Origin of the sequence: Pseudonocardia sp. Ae717_Ps2 (genome assembly GCF_001932475.1) — a bacterium.
Classification (GTDB): domain Bacteria; phylum Actinomycetota; class Actinomycetes; order Mycobacteriales; family Pseudonocardiaceae; genus Pseudonocardia.
In genome coordinates, this window is record NZ_MCIS01000001.1 from 984,585 (window position 1) to 1,008,981 (window position 24,397).

General features: G+C 74.6%; 21 protein-coding genes. 1 reads left to right on the plus strand and 20 read right to left on the minus strand.

Going from position 1 to position 24,397, the window contains the following annotated elements; translation table 11 throughout:
* Positions 1-41 precede the first annotated feature (41 nt).
* The 4 genes from Ae717Ps2_RS04810 to Ae717Ps2_RS04825 form a co-directional block, all read right to left on the minus strand.
* A complete protein-coding gene (locus Ae717Ps2_RS04810) occupies positions 42-1,448 on the minus strand; it encodes a PepSY domain-containing protein (RefSeq protein ID WP_083695644.1) in 1,407 nt (468 codons plus the stop codon).
* Entirely contained in the window at positions 1,445-2,305 is an 861-nt protein-coding gene (locus Ae717Ps2_RS04815; RefSeq protein WP_075307851.1) for a DUF5134 domain-containing protein, read from the minus strand. The genes Ae717Ps2_RS04810 and Ae717Ps2_RS04815 overlap by 4 nt, the downstream gene beginning before the upstream one ends.
* 203 nt (positions 2,306-2,508) lie before the next feature.
* Positions 2,509-3,108, minus strand: coding sequence for a sigma-70 family RNA polymerase sigma factor (locus Ae717Ps2_RS04820; RefSeq protein WP_051050517.1), 600 nt, complete (start codon positions 3,106-3,108; stop codon positions 2,509-2,511).
* A gap of 202 nt (positions 3,109-3,310) precedes the next feature.
* On the minus strand, positions 3,311-4,465 hold the full coding sequence (locus Ae717Ps2_RS04825) for a DegT/DnrJ/EryC1/StrS aminotransferase family protein (RefSeq protein WP_233147447.1): 1,155 nt from the start codon (positions 4,463-4,465) through the stop codon (positions 3,311-3,313).
* A 165-nt stretch (positions 4,466-4,630) separates the two neighbouring features.
* On the opposite strand from Ae717Ps2_RS04825, the gene Ae717Ps2_RS04830 reads away from it, so the two are divergent.
* Positions 4,631-6,286 carry an FAD-dependent oxidoreductase gene (locus tag Ae717Ps2_RS04830; RefSeq protein WP_020628368.1) on the plus strand — a complete coding sequence of 552 codons (1,656 nt, stop codon included), beginning with the start codon at positions 4,631-4,633 and terminating at the stop codon, positions 6,284-6,286.
* A gap of 51 nt (positions 6,287-6,337) precedes the next feature.
* On the opposite strand, the gene Ae717Ps2_RS04835 is transcribed toward Ae717Ps2_RS04830, so the two are convergent.
* The 16 genes from Ae717Ps2_RS04835 to Ae717Ps2_RS04910 form a co-directional block, all read right to left on the minus strand.
* Positions 6,338-7,774, minus strand: a complete 1,437-nt coding sequence (locus Ae717Ps2_RS04835) for an MFS transporter (RefSeq protein ID WP_020628367.1) — start codon at positions 7,772-7,774, stop codon at positions 6,338-6,340.
* A 69-nt stretch (positions 7,775-7,843) separates the two neighbouring features.
* Positions 7,844-9,037, minus strand: coding sequence for an aminotransferase (locus Ae717Ps2_RS04840; RefSeq protein ID WP_075307850.1), 1,194 nt, complete (start codon positions 9,035-9,037; stop codon positions 7,844-7,846).
* A gap of 106 nt (positions 9,038-9,143) precedes the next feature.
* Complete coding sequence (locus Ae717Ps2_RS04845) at positions 9,144-10,640, minus strand: gamma-glutamyltransferase (protein ID WP_075333074.1); 1,497 nt, start codon at positions 10,638-10,640, stop codon at positions 9,144-9,146.
* Positions 10,637-11,275: a cyclase family protein gene (locus Ae717Ps2_RS04850; RefSeq protein WP_075307848.1), complete on the minus strand. Its 639-nt coding sequence runs from the start codon at positions 11,273-11,275 to the stop codon at positions 10,637-10,639. The genes Ae717Ps2_RS04845 and Ae717Ps2_RS04850 overlap by 4 nt, the downstream gene beginning before the upstream one ends.
* A 22-nt stretch (positions 11,276-11,297) precedes the next feature.
* Positions 11,298-12,110, minus strand: a complete 813-nt coding sequence (locus Ae717Ps2_RS04855; protein ID WP_139318788.1) for a creatininase family protein — start codon at positions 12,108-12,110, stop codon at positions 11,298-11,300.
* A 26-nt stretch (positions 12,111-12,136) separates the two neighbouring features.
* Positions 12,137-12,598: a hypothetical protein gene (locus Ae717Ps2_RS04860; RefSeq protein WP_198932136.1), complete on the minus strand. Its 462-nt coding sequence runs from the start codon at positions 12,596-12,598 to the stop codon at positions 12,137-12,139.
* Positions 12,595-13,359, minus strand: coding sequence for an amidohydrolase family protein (locus Ae717Ps2_RS04865; RefSeq protein WP_075307845.1), 765 nt, complete (start codon positions 13,357-13,359; stop codon positions 12,595-12,597). The genes Ae717Ps2_RS04860 and Ae717Ps2_RS04865 overlap by 4 nt, the downstream gene beginning before the upstream one ends.
* Entirely contained in the window at positions 13,356-14,357 is a 1,002-nt protein-coding gene (locus Ae717Ps2_RS04870; RefSeq protein WP_233147448.1) for an ABC transporter ATP-binding protein, read from the minus strand. Before Ae717Ps2_RS04870 ends, Ae717Ps2_RS04865 begins: the two co-directional genes overlap by 4 nt.
* Positions 14,358-14,368: 11 nt before the next feature.
* Positions 14,369-15,376, minus strand: a complete 1,008-nt coding sequence (locus tag Ae717Ps2_RS04875; protein ID WP_198932137.1) for an ABC transporter ATP-binding protein — start codon at positions 15,374-15,376, stop codon at positions 14,369-14,371.
* Positions 15,373-16,071 carry an alpha/beta fold hydrolase gene (locus Ae717Ps2_RS04880; protein WP_075307841.1) on the minus strand — a complete coding sequence of 233 codons (699 nt, stop codon included), beginning with the start codon at positions 16,069-16,071 and terminating at the stop codon, positions 15,373-15,375. The genes Ae717Ps2_RS04875 and Ae717Ps2_RS04880 overlap by 4 nt, the downstream gene beginning before the upstream one ends.
* 7 nt (positions 16,072-16,078) lie before the next feature.
* The gene (locus Ae717Ps2_RS04885; RefSeq protein ID WP_198932138.1) at positions 16,079-17,167 is read right to left on the minus strand and encodes an ABC transporter permease; all 1,089 of its coding nucleotides are present in this window, start codon (positions 17,165-17,167) and stop codon (positions 16,079-16,081) included.
* A complete protein-coding gene (locus Ae717Ps2_RS04890) occupies positions 17,164-18,030 on the minus strand; it encodes an ABC transporter permease (protein WP_075307839.1) in 867 nt (288 codons plus the stop codon). The genes Ae717Ps2_RS04885 and Ae717Ps2_RS04890 overlap by 4 nt, the downstream gene beginning before the upstream one ends.
* Positions 18,027-19,676 (minus strand): ABC transporter substrate-binding protein, encoded by a 1,650-nt coding sequence (locus tag Ae717Ps2_RS04895; RefSeq protein WP_075334174.1) that lies wholly within the window; start codon positions 19,674-19,676, stop codon positions 18,027-18,029. Before Ae717Ps2_RS04895 ends, Ae717Ps2_RS04890 begins: the two co-directional genes overlap by 4 nt.
* A 166-nt stretch (positions 19,677-19,842) precedes the next feature.
* A complete protein-coding gene (locus tag Ae717Ps2_RS04900; RefSeq protein WP_143510310.1) occupies positions 19,843-21,438 on the minus strand; it encodes an amidohydrolase in 1,596 nt (531 codons plus the stop codon).
* Positions 21,439-21,455: 17 nt separating this feature from the next.
* Entirely contained in the window at positions 21,456-22,979 is a 1,524-nt protein-coding gene (locus Ae717Ps2_RS04905; RefSeq protein WP_083702264.1) for a glutamine synthetase family protein, read from the minus strand.
* Complete coding sequence (locus Ae717Ps2_RS04910; RefSeq protein ID WP_075333076.1) at positions 22,972-24,342, minus strand: Rieske 2Fe-2S domain-containing protein; 1,371 nt, start codon at positions 24,340-24,342, stop codon at positions 22,972-22,974. The genes Ae717Ps2_RS04905 and Ae717Ps2_RS04910 overlap by 8 nt, the downstream gene beginning before the upstream one ends.
* Positions 24,343-24,397 lie beyond the last annotated feature (55 nt).

Here is a 24,397-nt window from a genome sequence, read left to right on the forward strand (position 1 = left end):
CCCGGTCGGCCCGGGTCCCGCCCGCCCACACCCCGGACGGGTCAGCCCGCCACTTCGGCGGCCCGCCGATCGCGCCGGGCCGAGACCAGGGCGTCGACGAGCAGGAACACGATCAGCGAGACCCCCAGCACCGGCAGGACCAGCCCGGCCGCCACCGCGGCGAACCCGACCAGCGCCACCGCGGCGGGGGAAGGCCGCTCCCGCGACCCGGGCGGTCCGGCGAGGCCACGCGAACCGTCAGGCCGGGTCGGTCTGCGCAGCCACCACATCCGGTAGCCCCACACGACCAGCACGACCACGGCGCAGGCGAGCGCGGCGAGCGCCACCAGGTTGACCGTGCCGAACAGCAGGCCCATGTGCGCGTCGATGCCCCAGCGGGCGAGCTTCGCCGCGACCGGCCAGTCCGCGAAGGCGAGCCGGTCGGTGACCGTCCCGGTCGCCGGGTCCACGGCCACGGAGTCCTGCTGCGACGGCCAGCTGCGCACCGTCTGCTGGACCTTCCAGGCCTCCCCGGGGTCGCCCGGGGTGAGCTCCACCGGCCCGGCGAGGCCGTCGGCGCGGGCGGCGTCGAGGACCCGCTGGGCGACGGCGGGGACCGCCTGCGGGGCGACCGCGCCCGTCGCGGAGCCCGCCACGGGCGCGGTCGCGTCGCCACCGGCGGCGGGCAGCGTGCTGCTGACCGACGGCGTCGTCCAGTCCAGGGCGGTGCGCAGCGCGCTCACGTTGGCCCCCGCGAACTGCGACCAGGTCAGGCCGGTCGCGGCGAGGAACAGGAACCCGACCGAGGCCCAGACGCCCACCGCGCCGTGCCAGGACCGCAGCCGCGACCGCGACGAGCCGCCGGTCCGCGGCAGCAGCCGCTCACGGCGTCGTCGTACCCGGCGGGTCACCTGCACAACGAGGCCGGACAGCGTGAGCACGGCCAGCCAGGACGCCGCGAGCTCGGTGTAGACCTGCCCGGGCGGGCCCAGCAGCAGCGAGCGGTGCAGGTTGTCGATCACCCCGCGGGCCGGGAGCCACTCGGCGTAGGTGTCGAGGGTGGCCCGCACCTGCGCGGTGTACGGGTCGACGAACACGGTACGGCTGTAGCTCTCGGGCAGGTCGGCGTCGAACGACACCCGGGTCGTCGCACCGGGCTCGCGCGCGGGCCGGATCTCGGTGACGGGCAGGCCCGGCTGGGTCGCGACGGCCGCCTCGACCTGCCGGGACAGCGGGAGCTCCGGGCCGCTGACCGGGGCGGTCAGCGCGTCGGCGTAGAGCCAGCGCTCGATCGGCGGCGACAGCGTGTAGAGCAGCCCGGTCAGGGCCGCGACGAGCAGGAACGGGCCGACGAACAGCCCGGCGTAGAAGTGGATCCGGGTGACGAGGCCCTTCAGGCCCCGGAACAGCGGCGGGCGCCCGGGCGGCGGGACGGGAGTCCCGGGCCGGGTGTCGAGGCCGGCGCTCACCAGCCCGCCACCATCGCCGCGAGCATGACGACCATGCCGAGGCTCATCGCCGCGTGGCAGGCGGCGTCGGAGCGCGCGCCCAGCCGGCGCGCCGGTGCCGTCGGGGCCTCGACCCGCTCGGCGACCGCGGTGGTCGTGCCCCCCGTGCCCGCTGTGCCCGTCGCCTCTGCCGTCCCACCGACCTCGGCCGGCGCCGTCCGCGCGGCACCGACCGCCGTGCCCCCGGCGGGGTCGGCGCAGTCGCAGGCGGCGGGGTCGGTCGCGTCGCCGGTCGCGCGGGCGTCGTCGGGGGTCAGCGGGTCCCCGGCGACGCGGTCGTGGCTCAGCGCGCGGGCACCCCAGTACCCGGCGGCGGCCAGCAGCACGGCGCACAGCGCCACGGTCACCGAGACCGCCCATCCGGCCGGGCCCGCCGCGTGGGCGGTCCCGGACATGTCCATGGCGTCGCCGCCGCCGTGGTGGGCGTGGGCACCGCCGCCGCCCGCGGCTTCCGCCGGCGAGGCCATGATCAGCGGCATCGCGGCCAGCATCCAGACCATCGCCGCGGCCATCAGCGCGTGCGCCGCGCCCGCGAGCCGTCCCGAGGGGCCGCAGGGAATCCCGCGGGAGGCGGTGACCAGGAAGAACACGCCCAGGACACCGAACAGGACGATCTGGGTCCACAGGCCGGCGCTGCCGTACCAGGTCCAGGTCATGACGACCATCGCCGCGCTCATCAGCAGGTGGGCGAGCTCCGCGGTGCGGTGCGCGGCGGAGCGGCGCTCCGAGACCGCGGTGGCCCAGCGGGCCAGGGCGTAGAACCCGGTCGCGGCGAACAACGCCGTCAGGGCCCAGGCCAGCGGCAACGACGAGATCACAGGTCCTCCTCGGGGGCGGGGGAGGTGCGGGGGCGCACGACGGGAGTGGTCGTCGGCGCGGCCCGTCCGGTTCCCGCCGGTACCCCTCCGGCGGGTGCGACGCCGGTCACCCCCGTCGTGGGGGGACGGCACGCGGCGGCGGTCCGGGTGGAGCGGTCGGGCAGAGCGGGCCGGGGTGGAGTGGGCCGGGGCGCGGCGCGGGCTCAGGTGCGGGCGGCGCGCCGGACACCGGAGGCGGGCGCCCCGGCGGTCCCGGTGCCGTCCTCGCCGAGGGCGCGCAGCAGGTCCTCGCGGGCCCGGGCGACCCGGGACCGGATCGTGCCGACCGGGCAGCCGCAGACCTGCGCGGCCTCGGCGTAGCCCAGGTCCAGGACCTGCGTCAGGACGAACGCCTCGCGACGCTCGTCGGGCAGCGCGTCGATCAGCGTCCGCAGCAGGACGGCCTCCTGCGCGCCCGTGCGGGGCACCGCGCGCTCCAGCACGTCCTGGGTGTCCTCGCCGAGGTCGCGCACCCGGGGCCGCCGGACCGCGGTGCGCACCGCGTCGACGGCGACCCGGCGGGCGACCGACAGCAGCCAGGTGCGGGCGGTGGAGCGGCCCGCGAACGAGGGCAGCGACCGCAGCGCCCGCAGGAACGTCTCCTGCGCGAGGTCCTCGGCGTCGTCGCGGCCGGCGAGGTGGACGAGGAAGCGGTGGACGTCGACCTGGGTCGCCCGCACGAACTCCGCGAGCGCGGCGGTGTCACCGGCCCCCGCGGCCAACGCCCACGCCGTCACGGTGGCGTCGTCGTGGCGTTCGGGCACGCTGGTCACGGTAGCCGTCGCCCGTTCGGGGACGAAGCCCGACCCGGTCACCGTCCGCTCCATGGGAACACGGTGCGTGACCGGGCCAATGCTGTCCGGACGCGACCGCCGCGGGGTGTCCGACATGTGGATCAGTGGTTCCGCGGCGTCGCCGGAGGTGGCCCGCCGGGGAGGAGGATCCCGCCGGCAGGGCGCGGGCGGCTTAGCCCGCGGTGCGGGAGGCGAGCAGTCGGAACGCCGGCGTCGGCAGCTCGGGAGCGAGGTCGACCACGCAGGTCCGGGCCAGGATCTCCAGCGTGCGCGGGCAGGCGCCGGGGCCGTGGTCGATCTCGGTGCCGTTCGCCGCGTACGGGTCGAACCCGGGGTGCAGCGGGTTGCGGGCCTGCAGCGAGCGCCAGTTCGTGTAGACGTGCCGCCCGGTGTCGATCAGCCGGTGCACGCCGCGGCGGGCACCGAACTCCGCGGCCGCCTCGGGGGTCGCGAAGGCCAGCGCCAGCCCGGCGGCGTTCGCCGGGTCGTGGTGCGGCACCGGCTGCAGGTCACGCCCGATCCGGTCCGACAGCGCCGAGAGCATGATGTCGCGGTGCCGCCTGCGCCGGGCGATCTGCGCACGCAGCCCGGCCAGCTGCGGCCGCAGCACCGCCGCGGACAGCTCGGGCATCCGCAGGTTGACCCCGACGATCAGGTCCGCGTCGGCCCCGGCGAACCCGGCGCGCTCGTAGCTGCCGACGTCGTGGTACATCGACGCCCGCTCGAACAGCTTCGGGTCCCGGGTGACCAGGGCGCCGCCCTCGCCGGAGCGGATGTTCTTGTGCTGGTTGAAGCTGAAGGCCCCGGCGTGGCCGATCGACCCGGCCGGGCGCCCCCGGTAGGTGACGCCGATGGCCTGGCAGGCGTCCTCGATCACGACGAGGTCGTGGGCGGCCGCGACGTCCATGATCGCGTCCATGTCGGCGACGTGGTTGAGCATGTGCACCGGCAGCACCGCCCGGCTGCGCGGGGTGATCCGGTCCTTGAGGTCGGCCGGGTCCATGGTGAGCGAGGCGTCGACCTCGACCAGGACCGGCACGGCGCCGACGGCGAGCGCCGCGGCGGCCGTCGACACCCAGGTGTAGGCGGGGACGAGCACCTCGTCGCCGGGGCCGATCCTGGCGCCGACCAGCGCCGCGACCAGGGCGCTGGTGCCGCTGTTGACGGCCAGTGCGTGCGGGGTCCCGAGGAACCCGGCGAGCTCGGACTCGAACCGTGCGACCTCCGAGCGGTCGCCGCCGGTGAAGCGGCCCAGCTCCCCGCGCCCGAGGACCCGGACCGTCGCGGCTATCCCCCGTGCGGTCGTCGCCATGGCGGCGAGTCCCATACCGTGCTCCTCCGGATACGAACCGTGTGAACCGGGCAACACGGTACCGGGCGGGGTCGGCACGACCGGGGGACGGGAGGGTAGGGGCAGCCACAGCGTCCTCACAGCGGAGCCGGGGCACCATCAACGGCAGTACCGCACCACGTTCGGAAGGAACCGCCCTCCATGCTCATCGACACCCGGCGCGCGCTCCCCGGCTCCATCTTCGAGGCCGAGGTCTGCGTGATCGGCAGCGGTCCGGCCGGGGCCGCGGCCGCGACCGAGCTGGCCGACCGCGGCCTGCGCGTCGTCGTCCTGGAGGGTGGCGGCCCGGGCCTGAGCCGTACGGCCCGCGACACCTACCGGGGGATCAGCGGGCGGGGCAAGCACGACCCGGTCGACGCCGTCCGGCAGAAGCGCCTCGGCGGCACCTCGCTGGTCTGGGGCGGCCGCTGCGCCCCGCTCGACGACATCGACTTCGCCGACCGCGAGTGGATGCCGGGCGCCGCGTGGCCGATCCCGCACGACGAGCTGCGCGCCTGGTACCCGGTCGCCCAGCGGCACCTCGACGCCGGTGCCTGCGAGTACTCGGCCGCCGAGTCGGGCTTCCCGGCGCCCCCGCCCGGGCTCCGCAGCGACACCCTGCGCTGGGACGACCTGTGGCGCTGGAGCCCGCCGACGTCGTTCGCGCCGACGGTGGAGAACATGGCGAAGGCCGGCCGGATCCGGCTGTTCCTGCACGCGACCGTGGCCCGCCTGGAGCGCGACCCGGTGTCGGGCACCGCGACCGAGGCCGTCGTCGTCCCGCGGCCGGGGTGCGACATCCGGATCCGGGCGCAGCACTTCGTCGTCGCGGCGGGTGGTCTGGAGTCGGTCCGGATCCTGCTCGCCTCCGACGGCTACGGCGGCACCGGGACCGGGGCCGGGATCGGCGACGAGTACGGCCAGGTCGGGCGGCACTACATGACCCACCCGGTGGGCGAGGTCGGACGGCTGCAGCTGACCACGGCCGGGCGCGCGTTGGGCCTGGGCTACCTGCCCACCGACGACGGCGTCTACGCCCGCCGGATGCTCTCGCTGTCCCCGCAGGCCCAGGCCGACCACCGGTTGGGCAACCTGAAGGCGGCGCTGTGGTTCGCCGACCCGAAGGACGCCGAGCACGGCGACGCGCTGCTGTCGACGTTCGCCCTGACCTACTGGGGCCTGGGCAAGCTCCGTGCCGGGTTCAAGGCCGCCGGGACACACGCCCAGTACAGCCACACCACCGACATCGGCCACCACATGCGCAACGTCGCCGCCGACCCGCTGCGGGTGGCGCGGTTCGCCCGCGGCTGGGCGCGGCCGCGGATCACCGGGGAACGGCGGCTGCCGTCGTTCATGCCGCTGGACTCCGCGCACTGCCGGCTGCGGTTCGACGCCGAGCAGACCCCCGACCCGGCGAACCGGGTCACGCTCGACCGCGAGCGCGACGCGCTGGGCCAGCACCGGCTGCGGGTCGACTACCGGGTCTCCGCCGGCGACCGGGAGGCGATCGCGACCTCGCTGTCGCTGATCGGCAAGGAGCTGGAGCGGACCGGGATCGCCCACGTCGACCTGTCCGACGTGGAGCGCGTGCACGACATGGACATGACCGACGGCACCCATCAGATGGGCCTGCTGCGCATGTCGGACTCGCCGCGCAGCGGGGTCGTGGACCCGGCGTGCCGGGTGCACGGCACGCCGAACGTGCACATCGCCTCCAGTGCGGTGTTCCCGTCGGCCGGGGCGGTCGGGCCGACGCTCGCGCTGGTCGCGCTGGCCTGCCGGACCGCAGAGCTGATCGCGGTCGACGTCCGGGGCTGAGCCCCGCGGTCGGCGTGACCGGGTGGTCGCCGCGGGAACCTCGCGTCGCCGCTAGGCGGGCGGAGCTGCGACCGGAGACGCGGGGCGACCCCGCAACAGGGCGGCGGCGAGTGCCGCGCCGACCGCGAGGAGCCCTGCCCCGATCGTCATGGCGACGGTGAACCCCGGCCCGAACGACGCCGGGTCGGCCGGGGCGTCCCCGCGGATCCCCGCGATGGCGGGCACGGCCGCCACCGCGAGCAGGCCGGCCGCCCGCGCGATCGCGTTGTTGACCCCCGACGCGACGCCGGCGTGCCGGTCCGCCGCCGCGTCGAGCACCGCGGTGGTCAGCGGCGCGACGGCCGCGGACAGCCCCAGCCCGACCAGCGCCGTCGCCGGGAGCACGTCGGTGAACCAGCCCGCTCCCGGCCCGATCCGTGACGCCAGCAGCATCCCGGCCGCGGCCAGTAGCAGCCCGCCGGTGACCAGCGGTGCCGGGCCGGTGCGCGTCGCGAGCCGCCCGGCGCGGGCCGACAGCAGCAGCATGAGCACGGTGACCGGCAGCGTCGCGGTCCCGGCCAGCAACGGGGAGAACCCGGCCACGATCTGCAGCTGCACGGCGAGCAGCACGAACAGCAGGCCCAGCGCCGCGTAGACGGCCACCGTCACCACGTTCGCGCCGGTGAACCGGCGCCCGTCCCCGGCGTCGCCGGTGCCGGTGAACAGCTCCGGCGGGACCAGCGGGGACCGGCTGCGCCGCTCGACCAGCGCGAACGCCACCAGCGCCGCCACCCCGGCGACGCCCGCGCCCCACACCTGCAGCCCGGGCGACGCACCGGAGCCGGCCGCCGTCCCGGCCCAGGTCAGCAACGCCAGCCCGGCGACGGCGAGCACGCTGCCCGGGACGTCGAGCCGGTGCGCGGCGTCGGGGTCACGCGACTCGGGCACGTGCCGCACCGCCACCGCGACGACGACCGCAGCGAGCGGCAGGTTGATCAGGAACACCGCCCGCCAGGACCACTCCACGAGCGTCCCGCCGACGAACGGGCCCAGCGCCCCCGCGACCCCGCCGAGCCCGGACCAGGCCCCGATCGCCGCCGCCCGGTCCGCACCGTGGAACGACGCCGAGATCAGCGCCAGGCTGCCCGGGGTCAGCAGCGCACCGCCGACCCCCTGCAACGCCCGGGCCGCGGCGAGCACCTCGACGCTCGGCGCCAGCCCGCACAGCAGTGAGGCCAGCGCGAACCACACCGCCCCGGTCACGAAGATCCGCCGCCTGCCGAACCGGTCACCCAGTGAGCCGCCGAGCAGGATCAGCCCGGCCAGGGTCAGGGTGTAGCCGTTGACCGTCCACTGCAGCCCCGCGAAACCGGCGCCGAGGTCCTCGGCGATGCGGGGCAGCGCGATCGTGACGACGGTGTTGTCGAGCATCGCCATGCCCGAGCCGAGCACGCAGGCCGTGATGACCCAGCGGCCGGCCGCGGTGCCGGTGCGCAGTCCGGTGTCCATGGTCGGCCGAACACCGCGGCGCCCGGGTCTCTTCCGCGGCCACGCCGATCGCCGAGGCCCCCGGCCGGGTCAGCCGGTCACGACTCCCGCCCGCCGCCCGGCCTCGGTGAGCCGCTCGGCCAGCAGCGCCGCGGCGGCCTCGTCCACCCGCCCCACCGACAGCCGCAGCATCTGCCGGTCGTCGGGCAGGAACGCGGTGCCCGGGATCGTCAGGGTGTCGTGGTCGAGCAGCAGTGTCCGGACGACGTCGAGGGTCGGGCGGTCCGGGAACGGGTGGCGCACCCAGGCGAAGAAGCCGCCGAGCGCGGCGATCTCGAACCCGCCCGGCCGGTCGGCGAGCGCGGACCCGACCCACTCCCGTCGCCGGGCGATCTCCGCGACCCGGTCGGCCCGCCACGCCCCGGCCCGGGTGAGCCCGGCCACCGCGGCCTCCTGTCCGGCCCGCGGTGCGCAGATGGCGACGCAGTCGAGCAGCTTGAGCACCTGGCGTCGCAGCTCGGGACCCGCGATCACCGACCCGACCCGGTACGCCGGGATGGCCAGGTCCTTGGAGTAGGAGTGCAGGCTGACCACGGTCGAGCGCCACGACGGGTCGGCGAACAGCGGGTGCGCGGGGGCGTGCGCGTCGGGCCGGAACGAGCGGTAGGTCTCGTCGACGACCAGCGCGAGATCGTGGCGGCGCGCCAGCTCGGCGAACGCGACGATCTCCTCCGGCGGCACCGTCACCCCGCTCGGGTTGCCGGGGCTGACCAGCACGATCGCCCGGGTCCGCGGGGTGATCAGGGCTGCGGCGTCGGCGGCCCGGGGAACCAGGTCCGCGTCCGGCTCCAGGTACACCGGGGTGACGCCACGCATGCGCAGCCACATGTCGTGGTTGAAGTAGTAGGGCAGCGGCGAGATCACCTCGTCGCCCGGCCCGGCGAGGGCGTCGGCGACCACGGCGAAAGCCTGGTTGCAGCCCGCCGTCACGACGACGTCGTCCGGCGTCACGTCCCCGGCGTAGTCGCGCGCCAGCTCCTCGGCGACCGCGCGGCGCAGCGGGGCGATGCCGGGCACCGGCGCGTAGCCGGACAGGGCAGGGTCCCGGGCCACCTCCACCACCCGTTCGACGACCTCCGGTGCCGGCGGGTACGGCGGCGCGGCCTGCGACAGGTCCAGCAGCGGGTGCGTCGCGTTCCGGGCCGGGTCCCGCTCACCGGCGAGCGCCAGCGCCGCGCCGATGGGGGAGTCGCTGCCGGCCGCCGTCGTGGGGTCGAGTCGCACCGTCGGGTGCCGCCTTCCGGGTCGTCGTCGGATCCTGTGGGAACCGATCGTCGCCGACGCCGTACCGGGCGGTCCAGTGGCCCTCCCGCGACCGTGATCCGAGCCCTCAGCCACCACCGAGAACGTCGGCGGCGCCGTCGGCACGCACGTCGCTCGCGGCATCGAGCACCCCGGCCCGCAGGCGTGCGACCTGCACGTGTCCCGCGTCGTCGTGCAGCTCGGGCACGGTGTCCACGTCGAGTGACAGCGCACGGGCCGCGGCGGACAGCCCTTCGGCGTCGGGGACGCCCGGCTCCAGGACGAGTGACGGCCGCTCCCGGCCGAGGTCGCGTGATCCGATCACCCAGCGCGGGCGTGCCAGGACCCCGGCCGGATCGGAGGTGCCGAGCACGTCCTCGGCGGTCTGGGCCAGGATCCACGCCTGCGCTCGGCCGCCCTGACAGCCGAGCGCGACGACGTCGTCGCCGCGCTCGGCGAGCACCGGGCACAGGGTGTGCGGGGGGCGGTGTCCGGGCCGGACCGCTCCGGGGTGCGCCGGGTCGAGGGCGAACGCCGATCCGCGGTTGTGCAGGACGACACCGGTCTCCGGTTCCAGGATGCCGGCGCCGAAGCTCTGGTAGACGCTCTGGATCAACGAGACCGCGGTACCCGTGTCGTCCACGGCCGTGATGGCGACGGTGTCCCCGGCCGGTCGGGGGCCGGGGGCGACCGGCGTCCCGGCCGGTTCCCGTTCCAGCAGCAGGCTGGCGACGTCGATCGGTCCGCCCCGTGGGTCACCGAGCAGCGTGTCGCGCGCCAGCTCCGCCCGGCGGGCGGTGGTGAGTCGGTCCCCGTCCGACCGGAGCATCGCGAGCAACGACGCCCCCTGGCTCGGCGGCGGTGCCACCGACCAGGTCGCGCCGAGCGCGTCGCGGCACAGGGCCGGGCCGTCCTCGGCGGCGTGGGCGGCCATGTCGTCGGTGGTAAGCGGGCAGCCGAGCTTGCGCAGGCCCGCGACCAGGCGGGCACCCACCGCGCCGGTGTAGAACGTGCGCCACCCGGCGCCGACGGCGGTCAGGGTGGCGGCGAGTGCCGGCTGCGTGATCGTCGTGCCGAGCCCCCGTGGCCGGCCGGCGTCGTCGAGCAGCAGCGCGGACAGGCCGGGATCGGCCTCGACGACGGCGCTGCGGCGGGAGATCGCCCTGGCGAGTCCCGCGCTCACGCCCACGCCGCGACGGGCGAGCTCGACCGCCGGTGCGACCAGCTCGGCGAGGTCGAGGCGAGCGCCGAGCCGGTGCACCGCGGCCCAGCCCGCGACGCAGCCCGGCACGGTCACCGACAGCGGGCCACCGGGTGGCATCCGTGGGCCGGCGGCCCGCAGCCCGCCGACGTCGAGCCCGGCCGGCGCCGCACCGACGGAGAGCACCGCGCGTGGGGCTCCGCCCGCCGGCCGCACCACCGCGACGAGATCCCCTCCGACGGAGCACTGGTGCGGATAGGCGACCGTCAGCGCTGCCGCGGCCGCGATCACCGCGTCGAGCGCGCCACCGCCGCGGCCGGTGACGGCCCGCGCCGCGTCGACCCCGGCGACGTGCGGTGCCGCGATCGCGACCCGGGTCGTCACACCCGATCCCGCTCGATCAGGATGGCGCGGGTGAACGAGCCGTCCGCGCCCGCGAGCTTCGCCGGGAGGCAGACCAGCTCGTAGCGGCCGGGCTCGACCGCGTCGAGATCGGCGTTCTCGAGGATCAGCACGCCGTTGCCGAGCAGTTCGTGGTGGACGTCCCAGCTGTCGGTCCGCGAGTGGCCCTCGATGGTCAGGTAGTCGATCGCGATCAGCTCGACGCCGTGCGCGACGAGCCACGTCGCGGCGTCCGGTGCCAGCCCGATCCAGCTGGGCGCCCGTTCGGTCTCCTTGAGGATGCCGGCCGAGTTGGACGTCTTGAGCAGGATCCGCCTCTCGCCCGCCACGCCGGCGGCCTCCAGGTCCGCGGCGGTGACGTCGGCGGTCAGACCGGTCATGTCGACCACCACGGCCTGCCCGACCAGCGAGTCGAGCGAGACCTGGTCGATCGGTGTCGCCCCGTCGACGAAGTGCGCCGGCGCGTCGACGTGGGTGCCGGTGTGGGCCCCGATCCGCCAGCGGGTCACGTTCGAGGCGTCACCGGCCGCGAGTGACTCGACGACCTCGACCTCGGGCTTGCGGCCCCAGTGCAGCATCTCGGGGTGGATGGGCAGGGTGATGTCGTAGATCTTCATGACGGTCTCTCCTCCGGGACGATCAGGGACGGTGCGACGGGTCCGGCCACGGCTCGCGCACGGCGGCCGACACCGCGGCCGCGGTGGTGCGCACGCAGCGGTCGAACTCGGCGCTGCCCTGCGCGGCGTTCGCCTCGGCCACGTCGCGGCCCCAGACGCCGGTGTCGCTGACCTGGTCCATCCGGTAGTCCCAGAACGAGTCGACGTCGCGGTGGGACACCGCGCGCTCCATCCGGACCAGGTCCGGGAACAGGTGCAGCATCACCGAGGTCTCGAAGAAGTTGGCGTGCATCAGGCCGCGGCCGTACGTGACGTGTCCGTCGACCTCGGGGCCGGGGTACATCGTCACGTAGCCCAGCGCCCGGACCCGGGCGTCACCGTGTCGGACCCGCAGCTTCTCGGCGGACACGTCGAGCGAACCGTTGTTCCAGATGTGGCCGTTGAGCAGCACGAACTGGCGGACCCCGGCGCGGTACAGCGAGTCGACCAGGTCCTCGACCAGGGCGATCATCGTCTCGGGGCGCACCGAGACGGTCCCGCCGAACCCGCCGTGCGAGCCGGACACCCCGTAGGTGAGGGTCGGCACGACCGGGACGCCGGTCAGCGCCGAGACCCCGTGCGCGACGGCCTCGCAGATCATCGAGTCGACGGCCAGCGGCAGGTGCGGCCCGTGCTGCTCGGTGGCTCCCACCGGGATGATCACCGAGTCGGCCCCGGTGACCGCCTGCTCGGCCTCGGGCCACGTCATGCGGTCCCAGAGCACCGGGGATCCGGTGCCACCGAGCTCGGCGGCGAGTCCGGCGACCTCGGGCCCCAGGGGTGGTGCAGTGATCACGGGAACGGTCCTCTCCTCGCCGGCGCTCACCAACGCCGGTCCGACTTCTCGGGCAACAGGTCCAGCGCTCGGCGGACGACGACGGCGTCGTCGTCCGGGCGGGTCAGCCACACCCGCGCGTCCGGTGCGTAATCGCTGATGAGCTCCCGGCACACCCCGCACGGGGCGATGATCCGGAACCGGTCCGCCGGCTTGACCTGCACCGACACCACGGCCTCGACGGTCGCGAGGGACACCCCGGCGGCCCGGGCGGCACCCAGCGCCACGCCCTCGGCGCAGACCGAGCTGCGCCGGCAGGAGCCCTCGACGTGCACTCCGGTGTGGACCGTGCCGTCACCGGCGCGCAGCGCGGAGGCGACCTCGTGCCGGCCGGGCACGACGACCCGGCCGAGCTGGGCCTGGGCCGTGTCGAGCAGCGCGGCATCGGCGGCGGTCATCTCGGCGGGCGGCGTGACCCGCAGCAGTGCGGCGGACGCGGCGGCGCTCATCGGCCGAGTCCGAGCAGGCGGGCGTAGTTCCCGCCCTCGACCAGGGCCCGGTCGTCGTCGTCGGGGATCGCCTTGGCGATCTTCATCCGCTCCAGGTCGAAGTCGGAGCCGGGCCACTCGCTGCCCATGAGGATCTTCTCCGGGCCCAGCCGGGAGTAGGCCCGCCTGACGTCGGAGACCAGGGTCGCCGAGGTCTCCAGGTACACGTGCGCACGCCGCTCCGCGACGATGATCGCCTCGGGGACGTTCCACACCGCCCCCATGTGCGCGATGATCGTCGGGACCCCGGGGTGGTCCTTGGCGATCTCCTCGATCGCCAGGGGCGCGCAGAACGCGTCGTCCAGGGCGTTGATCAGGATCGGCAGGCCGAGCCGCGCGCAGAGGTCGAACACCGGGTCGAGCAGCCCGTGGTCGGCGACGTGGTAGCCGTGCATGCTCGGATGCAGCTTCAGCCCCCGCAGCCCGGCCGCGGCGATCCGCTCGATCTCCTCCAGCGCGTCGTCGTCCTGCGGGCGGACCTGTCCGAACCCGATCAGCCGGTCCGGGTGCTTGCCGACCAGCTCGACGAGGAAGTCGTTCTCGATCCGCTGGGCGAGCGAGCAGACCATCGCCATGTCGACGCCGGCGGCGTCCATCCGGTCCAGGATCCGCTGCGGGTCGAACGGGGTGTACGGCGGCGGCGCCTGGCCGGGACGGGCGCCGGTCAGGTAGTCGGAGCGGCCCCGGACGTCCTGGGTGGTGTTGTAGGCGTCGATGATCACGGGTGGACGGGCCTCCTGGGGGCGGAGCCGGCCGGTGCGGCCGGGCCGGGGACGGGTGGGGTGAGGTCGAGCAGTGGCAGGTGGCAGCGGACCGAGCGGCCCTCGCCGATCGGCCGCAGGGCGGGTTCCTCGTCGGCGCAGCGCCGGACGGCGTGCCGGCAGCGGGTCCGGAAGCGGCACCCCGACGGCGGGGCGGCGGGGTCGGGCAGCTCGCCGGACAGCACGATCCGCTCCCGGGTCCGTTCCAGCACCGGTACCGCGGAGAGCAGCGCCTCGCCGTAGGGGTGCGCGGGTGCGGAGAAGAACGCCCCCCGCGGGGCCACCTCGATGATCTGCCCGAGGTACATGAGCGCGATCCGGTCGGCGATGTGGCGGACCACGCCCAGGTCGTGCGAGATGAACAGCAGGGTGAGGCCCTCGTCACGGGTCAGCCCGGTCAGCAGGTTGATCACCTGGGCCTGGATGGAGACGTCGAGCGCCGAGACCGGCTCGTCGGCCACGACGAATCGCGGCGACGGCGCGAGCGCCCTGGCGATGCCGATCCGCTGCCGCTGCCCACCGGAGAACTCGTGCGGGCGCCTGCTCCCGGCGGCCCGTCCCAGCCCGACCCGCTCCAGCAGCTCGCCGACGCGCTCGTGGGCCGCACCCCGGGACATGCCGCGGGCCCGCAGCAGCGGTTCGGCGACGATGTCGGCGACCGTGCGTCGCGGGTTCAACGAACCGAACGGGTCCTGGAACACCATCTGCATGTCCCCGCGCAGCGGCCGCATCCGGGTGCTGGTCAGGTCGGTGATGTCGCGCCCCCGGTAGTGGATGCGACCGCCCGAGGGATCGACCGCACGCAGCAGCGCCCGGCCCAGCGTCGACTTGCCGCAGCCGGACTCGCCGACCAGGCCCAGCGTCTCGCCCTCGAGGATGTCGAGATCCACCCCGGCGACGGCGCGCACCGGGCGGCCCCCGCCGTCGCGGTAGGAGACCTGCAGGTTCTCGGTACGCACGAGTGGCACGCTCACCGGGCACCCCCGTTCCCGGCGGTCGCCGGCTCGCGTACGCAGGCGTCGAGGTGTCCCGAGCCGGGCTCTCGGGGCCGTAGCGGCGGGCGGGTTCCGCACTCCTCGACGGCGTCCGCGCAGCGCGGTCGGAACGCGCACCCCTCCGGCCGGTCGACCCCGGTCAGCGGGGCGCCGGGGATCGCGAACAGGGACTCGGCCGGCGGGCCGTCGATCCGCGGGACCGATCGGAGCAGCCCGACGGTGTAGGGATGGCGGGGCCGGCGCAGCACCTCGTCGCGGGTGCCGTGCTCGACGACCCGGCCCGCGTACATCACCGCGACCCGGTCGGCGACCTCCGCGACCACGCCGAGATCGTGGGTGATCAGCACGATCGACGAGTCGTGCTCGGCGCGCAGCCGCCGCAGCAGCTCCAGGACCTGGGCCTGGATGGTGACGTCGAGCGCGGTGGTCGGCTCGTCGGCGATCAGCACGGCGGGCTCGTTGGCGAGCCCGGTCGCGATCATCACCCGCTGACGCATCCCGCCGGAGAGCTGGTGCGGGTAGGACCGGGCGGTGCGTGCGGGGTTGGCGATGCCGACGTCGTCGAGCAGCTCCTCGGCGCGCTCCCAGGCCGCTGCGCGGCGCAGCGGCTGGTGCAGCCGCAGCATCTCCGAGACCTGTGCGCCCGCCCGGTGCAGCGGGTTGAGCGCGGCCAGCGAGTCCTGGAAGACGACGGCGACGTCGCGGCCACGGACCTCGCGCAACTCGGCCTCGCTCGCCTCGACCAGGTTGCGGCCCCCGAACTCGACCTGCCCGCTCACGTGCGTGCGCGGGCCGCGGTTGAGCCCGACCAGGCTCATCGTCAACGCGGACTTGCCGGAGCCGGACTCCCCGACCAGGGCCAGGATCTCGCCGCGGCGCAGGTCGAGGTCGACACCGTCGACGGCGGGCAGTCGGCCGTCCGGGGTGTCGAAGCCGACGCGCAGGTCACGGATCCGCATGACGGTCTCCGGCGGCCCGGTCACGGTCCGCTCCGGACGCCGGTCAGCTCCGCGACGGCCGTCCCGATCACCGTGCACACCTCGTCGGCGTGCACCAGCGGGGAGAAGTGGCTGCCCGGGACCGAGCTGGTGGTGGCGCCGGCCCGCGCGGCCATGTCCCGCTGGGCGGCCGGGAGCAGGGTCGCATCGCCGTCGGCGACCTGGTACCAGCTCGGCAACACGCGCCAGGCCGGCTCACCGGTGGGCTCCTCGAAGATCTTCCTGTCGGCGACCCGGTTCTCCGCGATGCGGCCGGCGCGCAGCTCCGGGCCGAGGTCCCAGCCGATCTCGGCCCAGTAGGCCGCGCTGCGTTCGGAGCGCCACTCGCCGTCCGGCCCGCGCCGCATGTGCGCCGAGACCGGCGCGGGGTCGTAACGCTCCACGATCTGCTGCACGGTCTCGCCGGCGTCCGGGGCGAACGCGGCGATGTAGACGAGCCCGGCCACCCGCGGGTCCCGGCCGACGTTCGTGATCACCGCCCCGCCGTAGGAGTGGCCGACGAGCAGCACCGGTGCCTGCAGCGCGTCGAGGGCGGTGGTGGTGTGGGCGACGTCGTCGGTCAACGACGTCATCGGGTTGGTGACCGTCGTGACGTCGTGGCCGCGGCGCCGCAGCTCTGGCAGCACGGCGTCCCAGGTCGCCGGCGTACCGCCGGCGCCGTGCACGAGCAGGATCCGCACGGGTGACTCATCCCTTCCGCAGACGTGGGTCGAGAACCAGGTAGAAGAGATCGACGGCGAGGTTGACCAGCGTGTAGAGCAGGGCGATGGCCAGCGCGGCGCCCTGCACCACGGGGTAGTCGCGCTGCAGCACCCCGGCGACGACCATGCCGCCGACACCGGGATAGGCGAAGACCGTCTCGGTGATGACCGCGCCGCCCAGCAGCGAGCCGAACTGCAGCCCGAGCACGGTGACGATGGGCAGCGCCGAGTTGCGCAGTACGTGCCGGAGCAGGATCGCGTTCTCGGTCATGCCCTTCATCCGGGCGGTGCGCACGAAGTCCTCGCCGCGCACCTCCAGGACCGACGCCCGGACGATGCGGGTGATGAAGCCGGCCATCGAGAGGGCGAGCGTGGTGGCCGGCAGGATCAGATGGGCGATCCAGGGCAGGACGAGATCCGGGCGGTTCTGGAGGATCGCGTCGAGCAGCACGATGTTGGTCGTCGGCTCGTAGCCCAGCGAGTTCGGCAGCCGGCCCAGGACCGGGAGCCAGCCCAGCCACACCCCGAACACCACGACGGACAGCACACCGAGGGCGAACCAGGGCAACGAGAAGCTGACCGTGCCGACCGCCCGGATCAGGGTGTCGATCCAGGTCCCGCGGTACACCGCGGCGACCAGGCCGGTGACCCCGCCGATCAGGACGGCGATGCCCATCGCCGCGACGGTGAGTTCGAGCGTGGCCGGGAGCGCGGCGCCGAGCAGGCCGAGCACGTCGTTCCCGCCGAAGAACGAGCTGCCCAGGTCGAGCCGGACCAGGTCGCCGAGGTAGGTCAGGTACTGGGCCAGGAGCGGCCGGTCCAGCCCGAGCGACTCGGCGATCCGTTGCTGGTTCTGCGCGATCTGCTCCGAGGACAGCCCGTCGCCGGCGCCGCCGAGCGCGGTGGCCGCCGAGCCGGGGATGAGCCGCATCGCCAGGAAGACCAGGGTGGCCAGGACGAGCAGCACCACCGGTACGGCGAGCAGCCTGCGCACGATCAGCCGGGTCAGCCCGGAGCCTCCCGGCCGGACGGCGGGGCGCGCCCGTCGGGTCGTCGTCGTGGTCGGGGCGCTCACGGTGTCCCCTTCCGGTCGAGCGCGTCGCGGACGTCGTCGCCGACGAAGTTGCAGGCGACCACGAACACCAGGGTGGCCAGCGCCGGCAGCACGACCAGCGACGGCGCGGTGTAGAGGAACTCCTGACCGGACTGGACCATGTAGCCCCAGTCCGGGGTGGGGGGCTGGATGCCGAGCCCGAGATAGGACATGCCGGCCGCGAACCCGGCGGCCACCGACAGCGTGGTGAGCACCTGGACCAGCAGCGGTCCGACGGTTCCGGGAAGCACCTCGGTGAGTGCGATCCGCAGCCCGCCCGTCCCGGCCATCCGGGAGGCGAGCACGTGGTCGCGCGCAGACTCGCGCGCCGCGAGCGCCCGCATCAGCCGGGCGATCCCGGGGGCCAGCGCGATGCCGACGCCGACGACCAGGCTGGACGTGCCGGGCCCCGCCGCGGCGACCAGCAGGATGATCAGCAGGACGGACGGGAACGCCAGCGCGACGTCGGTCAGCCGCATCAGCAGCTGCTCGGCCCGGCCCCCGAGGTAGCCGGCGGCGAGCCCGATCGCGACACCGACGACGGTCGCCAGCGCGGTCGCGGCGAGGGCCACCATGAGCAGCGGCTGCGCACCGTGCACCAGCCGTACCAGCTGATCGCGGCCGAGGTCGTCGGTCCCGAGCAGGTGCCCCGGCGACCCCATCGGCAGCAACGCCGACGGCGACTGGCGCAGCGGGTCACCGGTCACCAGCAGCGGACCGGCCACCGCGAGCAGCACGTAGGCCAGGACCAGTGCCCAGGACACGACTGCGACCGGTGTGCGGGCGAACCGGCGCCGTGCCCCGCGCCGCACGGTGCCCGTGCCGCCGACGGCCGGCGCGGTCATGCGCCGCTCACGCTCGCGTCATCGAGGAAGCAGCGGTGGGTGCTGAGGGCGTTGACGTTCACACCGCTCACGCTCGCGCCGGTGACCACCAGGTTCGTGGAGTGCACCAGCATCGAGAGCACCATGAAGTCCTCCGCCCAGCGGCGCTGGATCGCCGAGTAGGCGGCGGTGCGTTCCGGCCCGATCGGCATGTTCCGGGCGGCGACGGTGTCCTCGGTGAATCGCGCGGTGCCGGGCAGGGTGTCGAAACCGGTGGCGCTCGATCCGTACACGCCCCGCGGGACGGCCATGTTCCCGACCGTGTTGTCCGGGTCGGGGACATAGGAGTTGCGCTCCCACACGATGATCTCGTGGTACGGGTCGTCGGTGTCCATGACGCGGCTGAAGAACGCGGCCGGGTCGACGGAGTCGGAGACCACCCTCAGGCCGATGTCGGTGAGGTTCTGGGCGATCACCTGGGCGGCCCGCGGGTGCCAGGTGTCGCTGGCCGCCATCAGCCGCACCTCGCGGCCGACCGCACCGGCCGCCTCGATCAGCCGGCGGGCCTCGGCGACGTCGGTCCGGCTCAGGTCCGCCAGCGACGGGTCGTGGCCCGGCATCGACGGCGGTACCGCATACCCCGCCGGCAGGGTGCCCACTCCGAAGAAGGCCTGGTCCAGGATGGCCTGCCGGTCGATCGCGAGGTTGATCGCCCGACGCACCCCGAGCTCGGCCAGTGCCGGTCGGCGGACGTCCATCAGCAGCATCGCGTCGTAGCAGTAGGGCGTGTCGTGCACGGTCACCGCGTCGTTCGCCCGCAGCTGCCCGACCGCGGAGTACGGGGTGAACTGGGTGACCGAGACGGCTCCGCTGATCAGCGAGCCGATCATCGTGGATGAGTCCTGGACCTGCTGCATGACCACCCGGTCGACCGGCGGCCGCCCGCCGGTGAAGCCGTCGAAGGCCTCGAGGGTGACCGACTGCCCGGCGGTCGCGGCGGTGAGGCGGAACGGGCCCGTACCGACCAGGTTCTTGCCGATGTCGGCGCCGTGCCGGTCGAGAGCCGCCTTCGAGATCACGCGCGCCCCGATGTCGGACAGCCGGGCGAGCAGCGTGCCGTCCGGGCCATGCAGGACGATGCGTACGGTCCGCTCGTCCGGGGCGTCGAGGGAGACGAGGTTGCGGCCCAGGCTCTGGAACGGGCGGGAGGCACCGTCGGGCAGGGTCGGGTCGTCCGCGTTCAGCTGACGGTTCAGGCTGGCCAGCACGTCGGCGGAGGTGAAGGTCGTCCCGTCGTGGAAGGTCACCCCCTGCCGCAGCGCGAACTCGTAGGTCAGCCCGTCCTCGGAGACGGTCCAGCTCTCGGCCAGCTCCGGTCGTGGCTCGGGATCGGTGAAGTCGCAGAAGGTCAGTCCGCGGCAGACCGAGTCGACGACCATCCAATCGCCGAGGGTGGTGTAGAACGCCGGGTCGAACACCCCGCTGGTCGCGTCGGTGCCCACGGTGAGCGTGCCTCCCGCCGTGCCCCCGCCGCCCCCTCCCGGGGAGGCCACGCCACAGGCGTTCAGCAGGCTCGTCAGGCCGACGCCGAGACCGAGCGCGCCCGCACCGCGGAAGAGGCTGCGGCGCGACAGCTGCCGCCGATCGGTCGGGGTGGTGGGCGGCATCGCGATCTCCTCGGAGGACGTGTCGGTGGCGTGGATCCAAAACACTACGAGTGGTATCCCGGCTGAAGTCTAGGTCGGGACCTGTTTCCGTTCCTTTACGTCGTCATGAACGGGTGGGCGGAGGGCATGGCGTGCACCACGTGCGGTGCAGCGCGCGCATGCGGTGTCACGGAACGTGGAGCGCACCTGCTGTGACCGTGGCCAGGACGCGTCCCCCGGGCAGCGGGCCGGCGGGCCCCAGCGGGTCGACGTCGGTCACGGCGAGATCGGCCGGTCCGCCCACCCGTAGCCGGCCGAGCCCGTCGAGGCCGGCGACCGCCGCGGCCCGGGTGGTGAACAGGGCCAGCGCCTCCTCGGCGGTGATGGCCTCGCCGGGGCCGACCGGGTGCTCGGATCCGCGGATCCTCCGGGTGCGCGCCTGCCACATGCCGTGCAGCGCCGACAGCGGTGGCCCGGGCCCGTCCGAGCCGCCTCCGACGAGCACCCCGGCGTCGATCCAGGAACGGAGCGGGTTCGACCGGGCGGCCACCGCCTCGCCGAGCCGGTCCACGACGGACGCCCCGGCGTTCCACCAGAGAGCAGGGTGGGCCGAGAGGGCCACCCCCAGCGATGCGGTGCGCCGCATCGCCCGTGCGCTCGGTTCGAGGTAGGCGTGGATGAGGTGGAAGCCCAGACCGGCCACCGGTGTCCGCCGGTCGACCTCCTCCAGCGCGTCCAGCACGAGGTCGACGGCGGCGTCGCCGACGGCGTGGATCCCGACCCCCCGCCCGGCCGCCGCGGCGCTCCGGCAGTGTGTCCGCAGCGCCTCGACGCTCAGCGTCCGGTTGCCGGTGTAGCCGTCGGTGCCCGGCCACGGGGTCGACCGCCAGGCCGTGCCGAGGGATCCGCCGCCGTCGAGGAACAGCTTGGTGGGGCCCACCCGCAGCCGGCCGGGATCGGCGCCGGCGACTCCGGACCGTCGTACGGCGGCCTGCAGCGCGGCGTCGTCGAGGTGGTCGTCGCCCAGCGGCATCACCACCACCCGCGTGGCGAGGCGCCCGGAACGTGCCGCGGCGGCGTAGGCGGCGAGCTCGCCGGGGCCGACGGCCGGGTCCATCACGCCGGTGAACCCGTGCCCGCGCAGCAGACGGGTGCCGGTCTCGATCCACCCCGCGCGACGCGCGTCGTCCGGCTCGCCGATCGCGGCGCGTGCGAGATCGGCGGCCGGATGCTCGACGAGCAGGCCGGTCGGCCGGCCGTCGCGGGTGTGCTCGATCCGCCCGCCCGGCGGGTCGGGGGTGGTGGCATCGATCCCGGCAGCCTGCAGACCCGCGGTGTTGACGATCGCGTCGTGCCCCTTGCGGTCGAGGAGGACCGGACGGTGCGGCACGGCGGCGTCGAGGTCGGTGGCGGTGGGCAGCTGGCCCTCGGCCAGGTCCCCGGGGTCGAAACCGGCCTCGGCCTCGATCCAGCCCGTACCGGGGTGGCGGGCGTCGTGCGCGAGAAGGCGGTGCCCGATCTCGGCGATGCTCGTCGCATCGTCGAGGCCGACCCGCTCCTGCGCCCGTCCGGCCCACAGCACGTGCACATGACTGTCGACGAACCCGGGCAGGACGAACCCGCCGGCGTCGTGCTCGACGACGCGACCCCGGCCCAGCTCGCGCCGTACCTCGTCGACCGACCCGAGCGCGACGATCCGGTCGCCCCGGATCCCCACCGCGCCGGCCCGTGGGCGGGCCGGGTCCATGGTGCGGACGTCACCGACGACCAGCAGTGCACCCACGTCGTTCACCGGGCTGGTCACAGCAGGTCGAAGTACTCGCGCTGCTCCCAGGCCGACACGTCGGCCAGGTAGCGCTCGAATTCCGCCCGCTTGAGGTGGACGTACCAGTCGACGACGACGTCACCGAGCTCGCGCCGGAACAGGGCACTGGCGTCGAGCGCGTCGACCGCGGCACCCAGGGTGCGCGGCAGCCGCGGCGCCTCGTCGCGGTAGGGCGAGTCCGACGGCTCCCCGGGCGAGAGCCCGCGGTCGATCCCGTCGAGACCGCACACCAGCTGGGAGAGGATGTAGAGGTAGGGGTTCGCGCCGGGTTCCCCCGAACGGTTCTCCAACCGGGCGGCCGGGTCGCCGGCCGAACCGACCACCCGCACCATCGCCCCCTTGTTGTCGGCCCCCCACAGCACGCGGTCCGGGGCCAGCGAGTGCGGCTGGTAGCGCTTGTACCCGTTGACGGTGGGTGTGCCGAAGACCGCCGCGGCGACCGCATGCTCCAGCAGGCCGGCGAGGTAGGACCTGCCGAGCGGTGAGAGGACCGAGTCGGTCCCCGCCCCGGGGAACACCGGGGCGCCGGTGTCGAGATCGCACAGCGACTGGTGCAGGTGCCAGCCGGTGGAGGCGGTCTCGGACCCCTGCGGCCGGGACATGAACGTGGCGTGCAGGCCCATTCGTGCACACAGCTGCTTGATCGCCGTGCGGGCCAGCACGACCTGGTCGGCGACCACCGCCGCCTCGCCCGCCTCCAGGGTGATCTCGAACTGGCTGGGCCCGAACTCGAGCTCGATCGAGCGCAGCGGCAGGTCCAGCCGGGTCAGTGTCCGGTGGATCCCGGTGACCAGTTCGTCGCAGCGGTCCAGGCCACCGATGTCGAGCAGCTGGGAGCCGGGGGTGAGCGGCCGGACCACGGGCGCGGTGCCCGGCGCGCCGGGCCGGCCGACCTGCGCGGGGTCCATCGCCGGGTCCGCACGGGCGAACACGTGGAACTCCAGCTCCGGGCCGACGGTCAGGCTCATGCCGCGCCCGGCCAGCGCGCCCAGCTGCCGACGCAGCAGACCCCGCGTGCAGAACGGGACCACCCCGCCGTCGGGGTAGTGCAGATCGGCGAGCAGCAGCCCGGTCCGGTTCTCCCACGGCAGCACCCGGAAGGTGGCCGGGTCGGGGACGAGCACCACGTCACCGGCGCCGGAGAAGCCGCGGTGGCCGTCCAGCCGCAGCCCGTCGAACACCGCGAACGTCGAGCGCCCGGACGGGTCCTTCAGCAGCAGCGACGACGGCGCGGTCAGTCCGGAGCGCAGGACGCCCGGCAGTGCGGTACTGGTGATCGACTTGCCGCGCAGCACCCCGTGCTGGTCGACGAAGCAGACCCGGACCAGCTCGATGCCGAGCTCGTCGACCACCCGGCGCAGCTGCGCCGCGGCGGCGTACTGCTGCTCGGACCACAGTCCGTGCCGTTCGACGAAGCCGCCGCGGTCGGCGTCGAACATCGGGCGGGCGGAGTGCCCGCCGCCGCCCTCGGCCACCGGCCGCTCGTCGACGCTACGCATCGGCGGTCGCCCCCGCTCCGGCCGCCGTGTCGTCGGACAGTGCGGGGGAACCGAGCGGTGTCGCCCACGGGGACTCGGCACGGCGGCGGGCGTCGTGGGCGGCCCACTGCCCCTGCCACCCCGTGGTCGGGCCGACCATGTCGACGGCGACCGGACCCACCAGCCGCGCGGCGCCGTCGGCGTCCAGGGGCTGGGCCGGCAGCGGGGAACCCGCCTCGAAGGCCTCCAGCGACTTCAGCAGCAGCCGCCGGTTCGCGGTGACCGCCCGGTCGGAGACCCCGAGCCGCTCGACGGTCCGATCCTGGACCCGGCCCATGCTCTCGACCGCCCACTGGTCGTGGACGTTGATGTCCAGACCCATCCCGGTGTAGGTCAGCTCGCTCTGTTCGGTCGCGTCGAAGCCCCAGTCGTTGCCGCGGTTCTGGATCGGCCGGTAGTCGGGGAGGGTCACCTCGGCCAGCCGCTGCGCGAGCAGGGTCTCGGCGTCGGTCCGCTCGGCGAAGTCGTAGAGGACCATGTACCAGTAGTGGTTCTCGTCGTCGATCGGCACGTGCCACTGCGCGAAGACCTTGTCGTTGCCGAACGGCACCACGAACGCGTTCGGGAACATCAGGTTCGTGATCCGGACGTGTGTGCGCTCCCCGTCGAGCTCACGGATCGCGAACACCCGCAGCCCGTGCTCGGCCCGCTCGACCTCGATGTCCGGGCGGACGTGGTCACCGACCAGCTTGGACAGCTTCTGCCCGGTTCCTGCGACTTCCTCGCTGAACTGCCGGCCGTAGACCTCACGCGGGTCTTCACCCACGAAGCGGTGCAGGAACGAGACGTGGCTCGGATCGATCCCGCCCTCGACGCCTTGGAGCCAGTTGCACTCCCAGAGCCCCTTGAAGGCGAAGGTGTAGGCCTGTGGCGCGGTGAAGCAGTCGAACGCCGGGAACGGCGGCGGATCGCCCGCGCCGAGGTAGGCGAAGACGATGCCGTTGCGCTCCTCGCAGGGGTAGCTGCGGATCCGGATCTTGTCGGCGAAGGTGCTCGACGGCGGCTCGGCCGGCTGCTCCCGGCAGCGGCCGTCCGGCCCGTAGAGCCAGCCGTGGTAGAGGCAGCGCAGGCCGCCGTCCTCGAGCCGGCCGTAGGACAGGTCGACGCCGCGGTGCGCGCAGAACCGGCTGATCAGGCCCCAGCCGCCGTCGTCGCGCCGGAACAGCACGAGGTCCTCGCTCATCAGCCGGACGGCCTTGACCGGCCGGTCCTCCGGCATCTCGGAGACCAGCGCGGCGGGCTGCCAGTAGGAACGCATCAGCCGGCCGAGCGGGGCGTCCGGGCCGGTACGGGTCAGCTTCTCGTTGTCCTCGCGCTTCAGCACGACGGGCCTCTCTCGCGTCGGGATCGGTTCACGGGTCGAGTTCCGGCCGCGGATC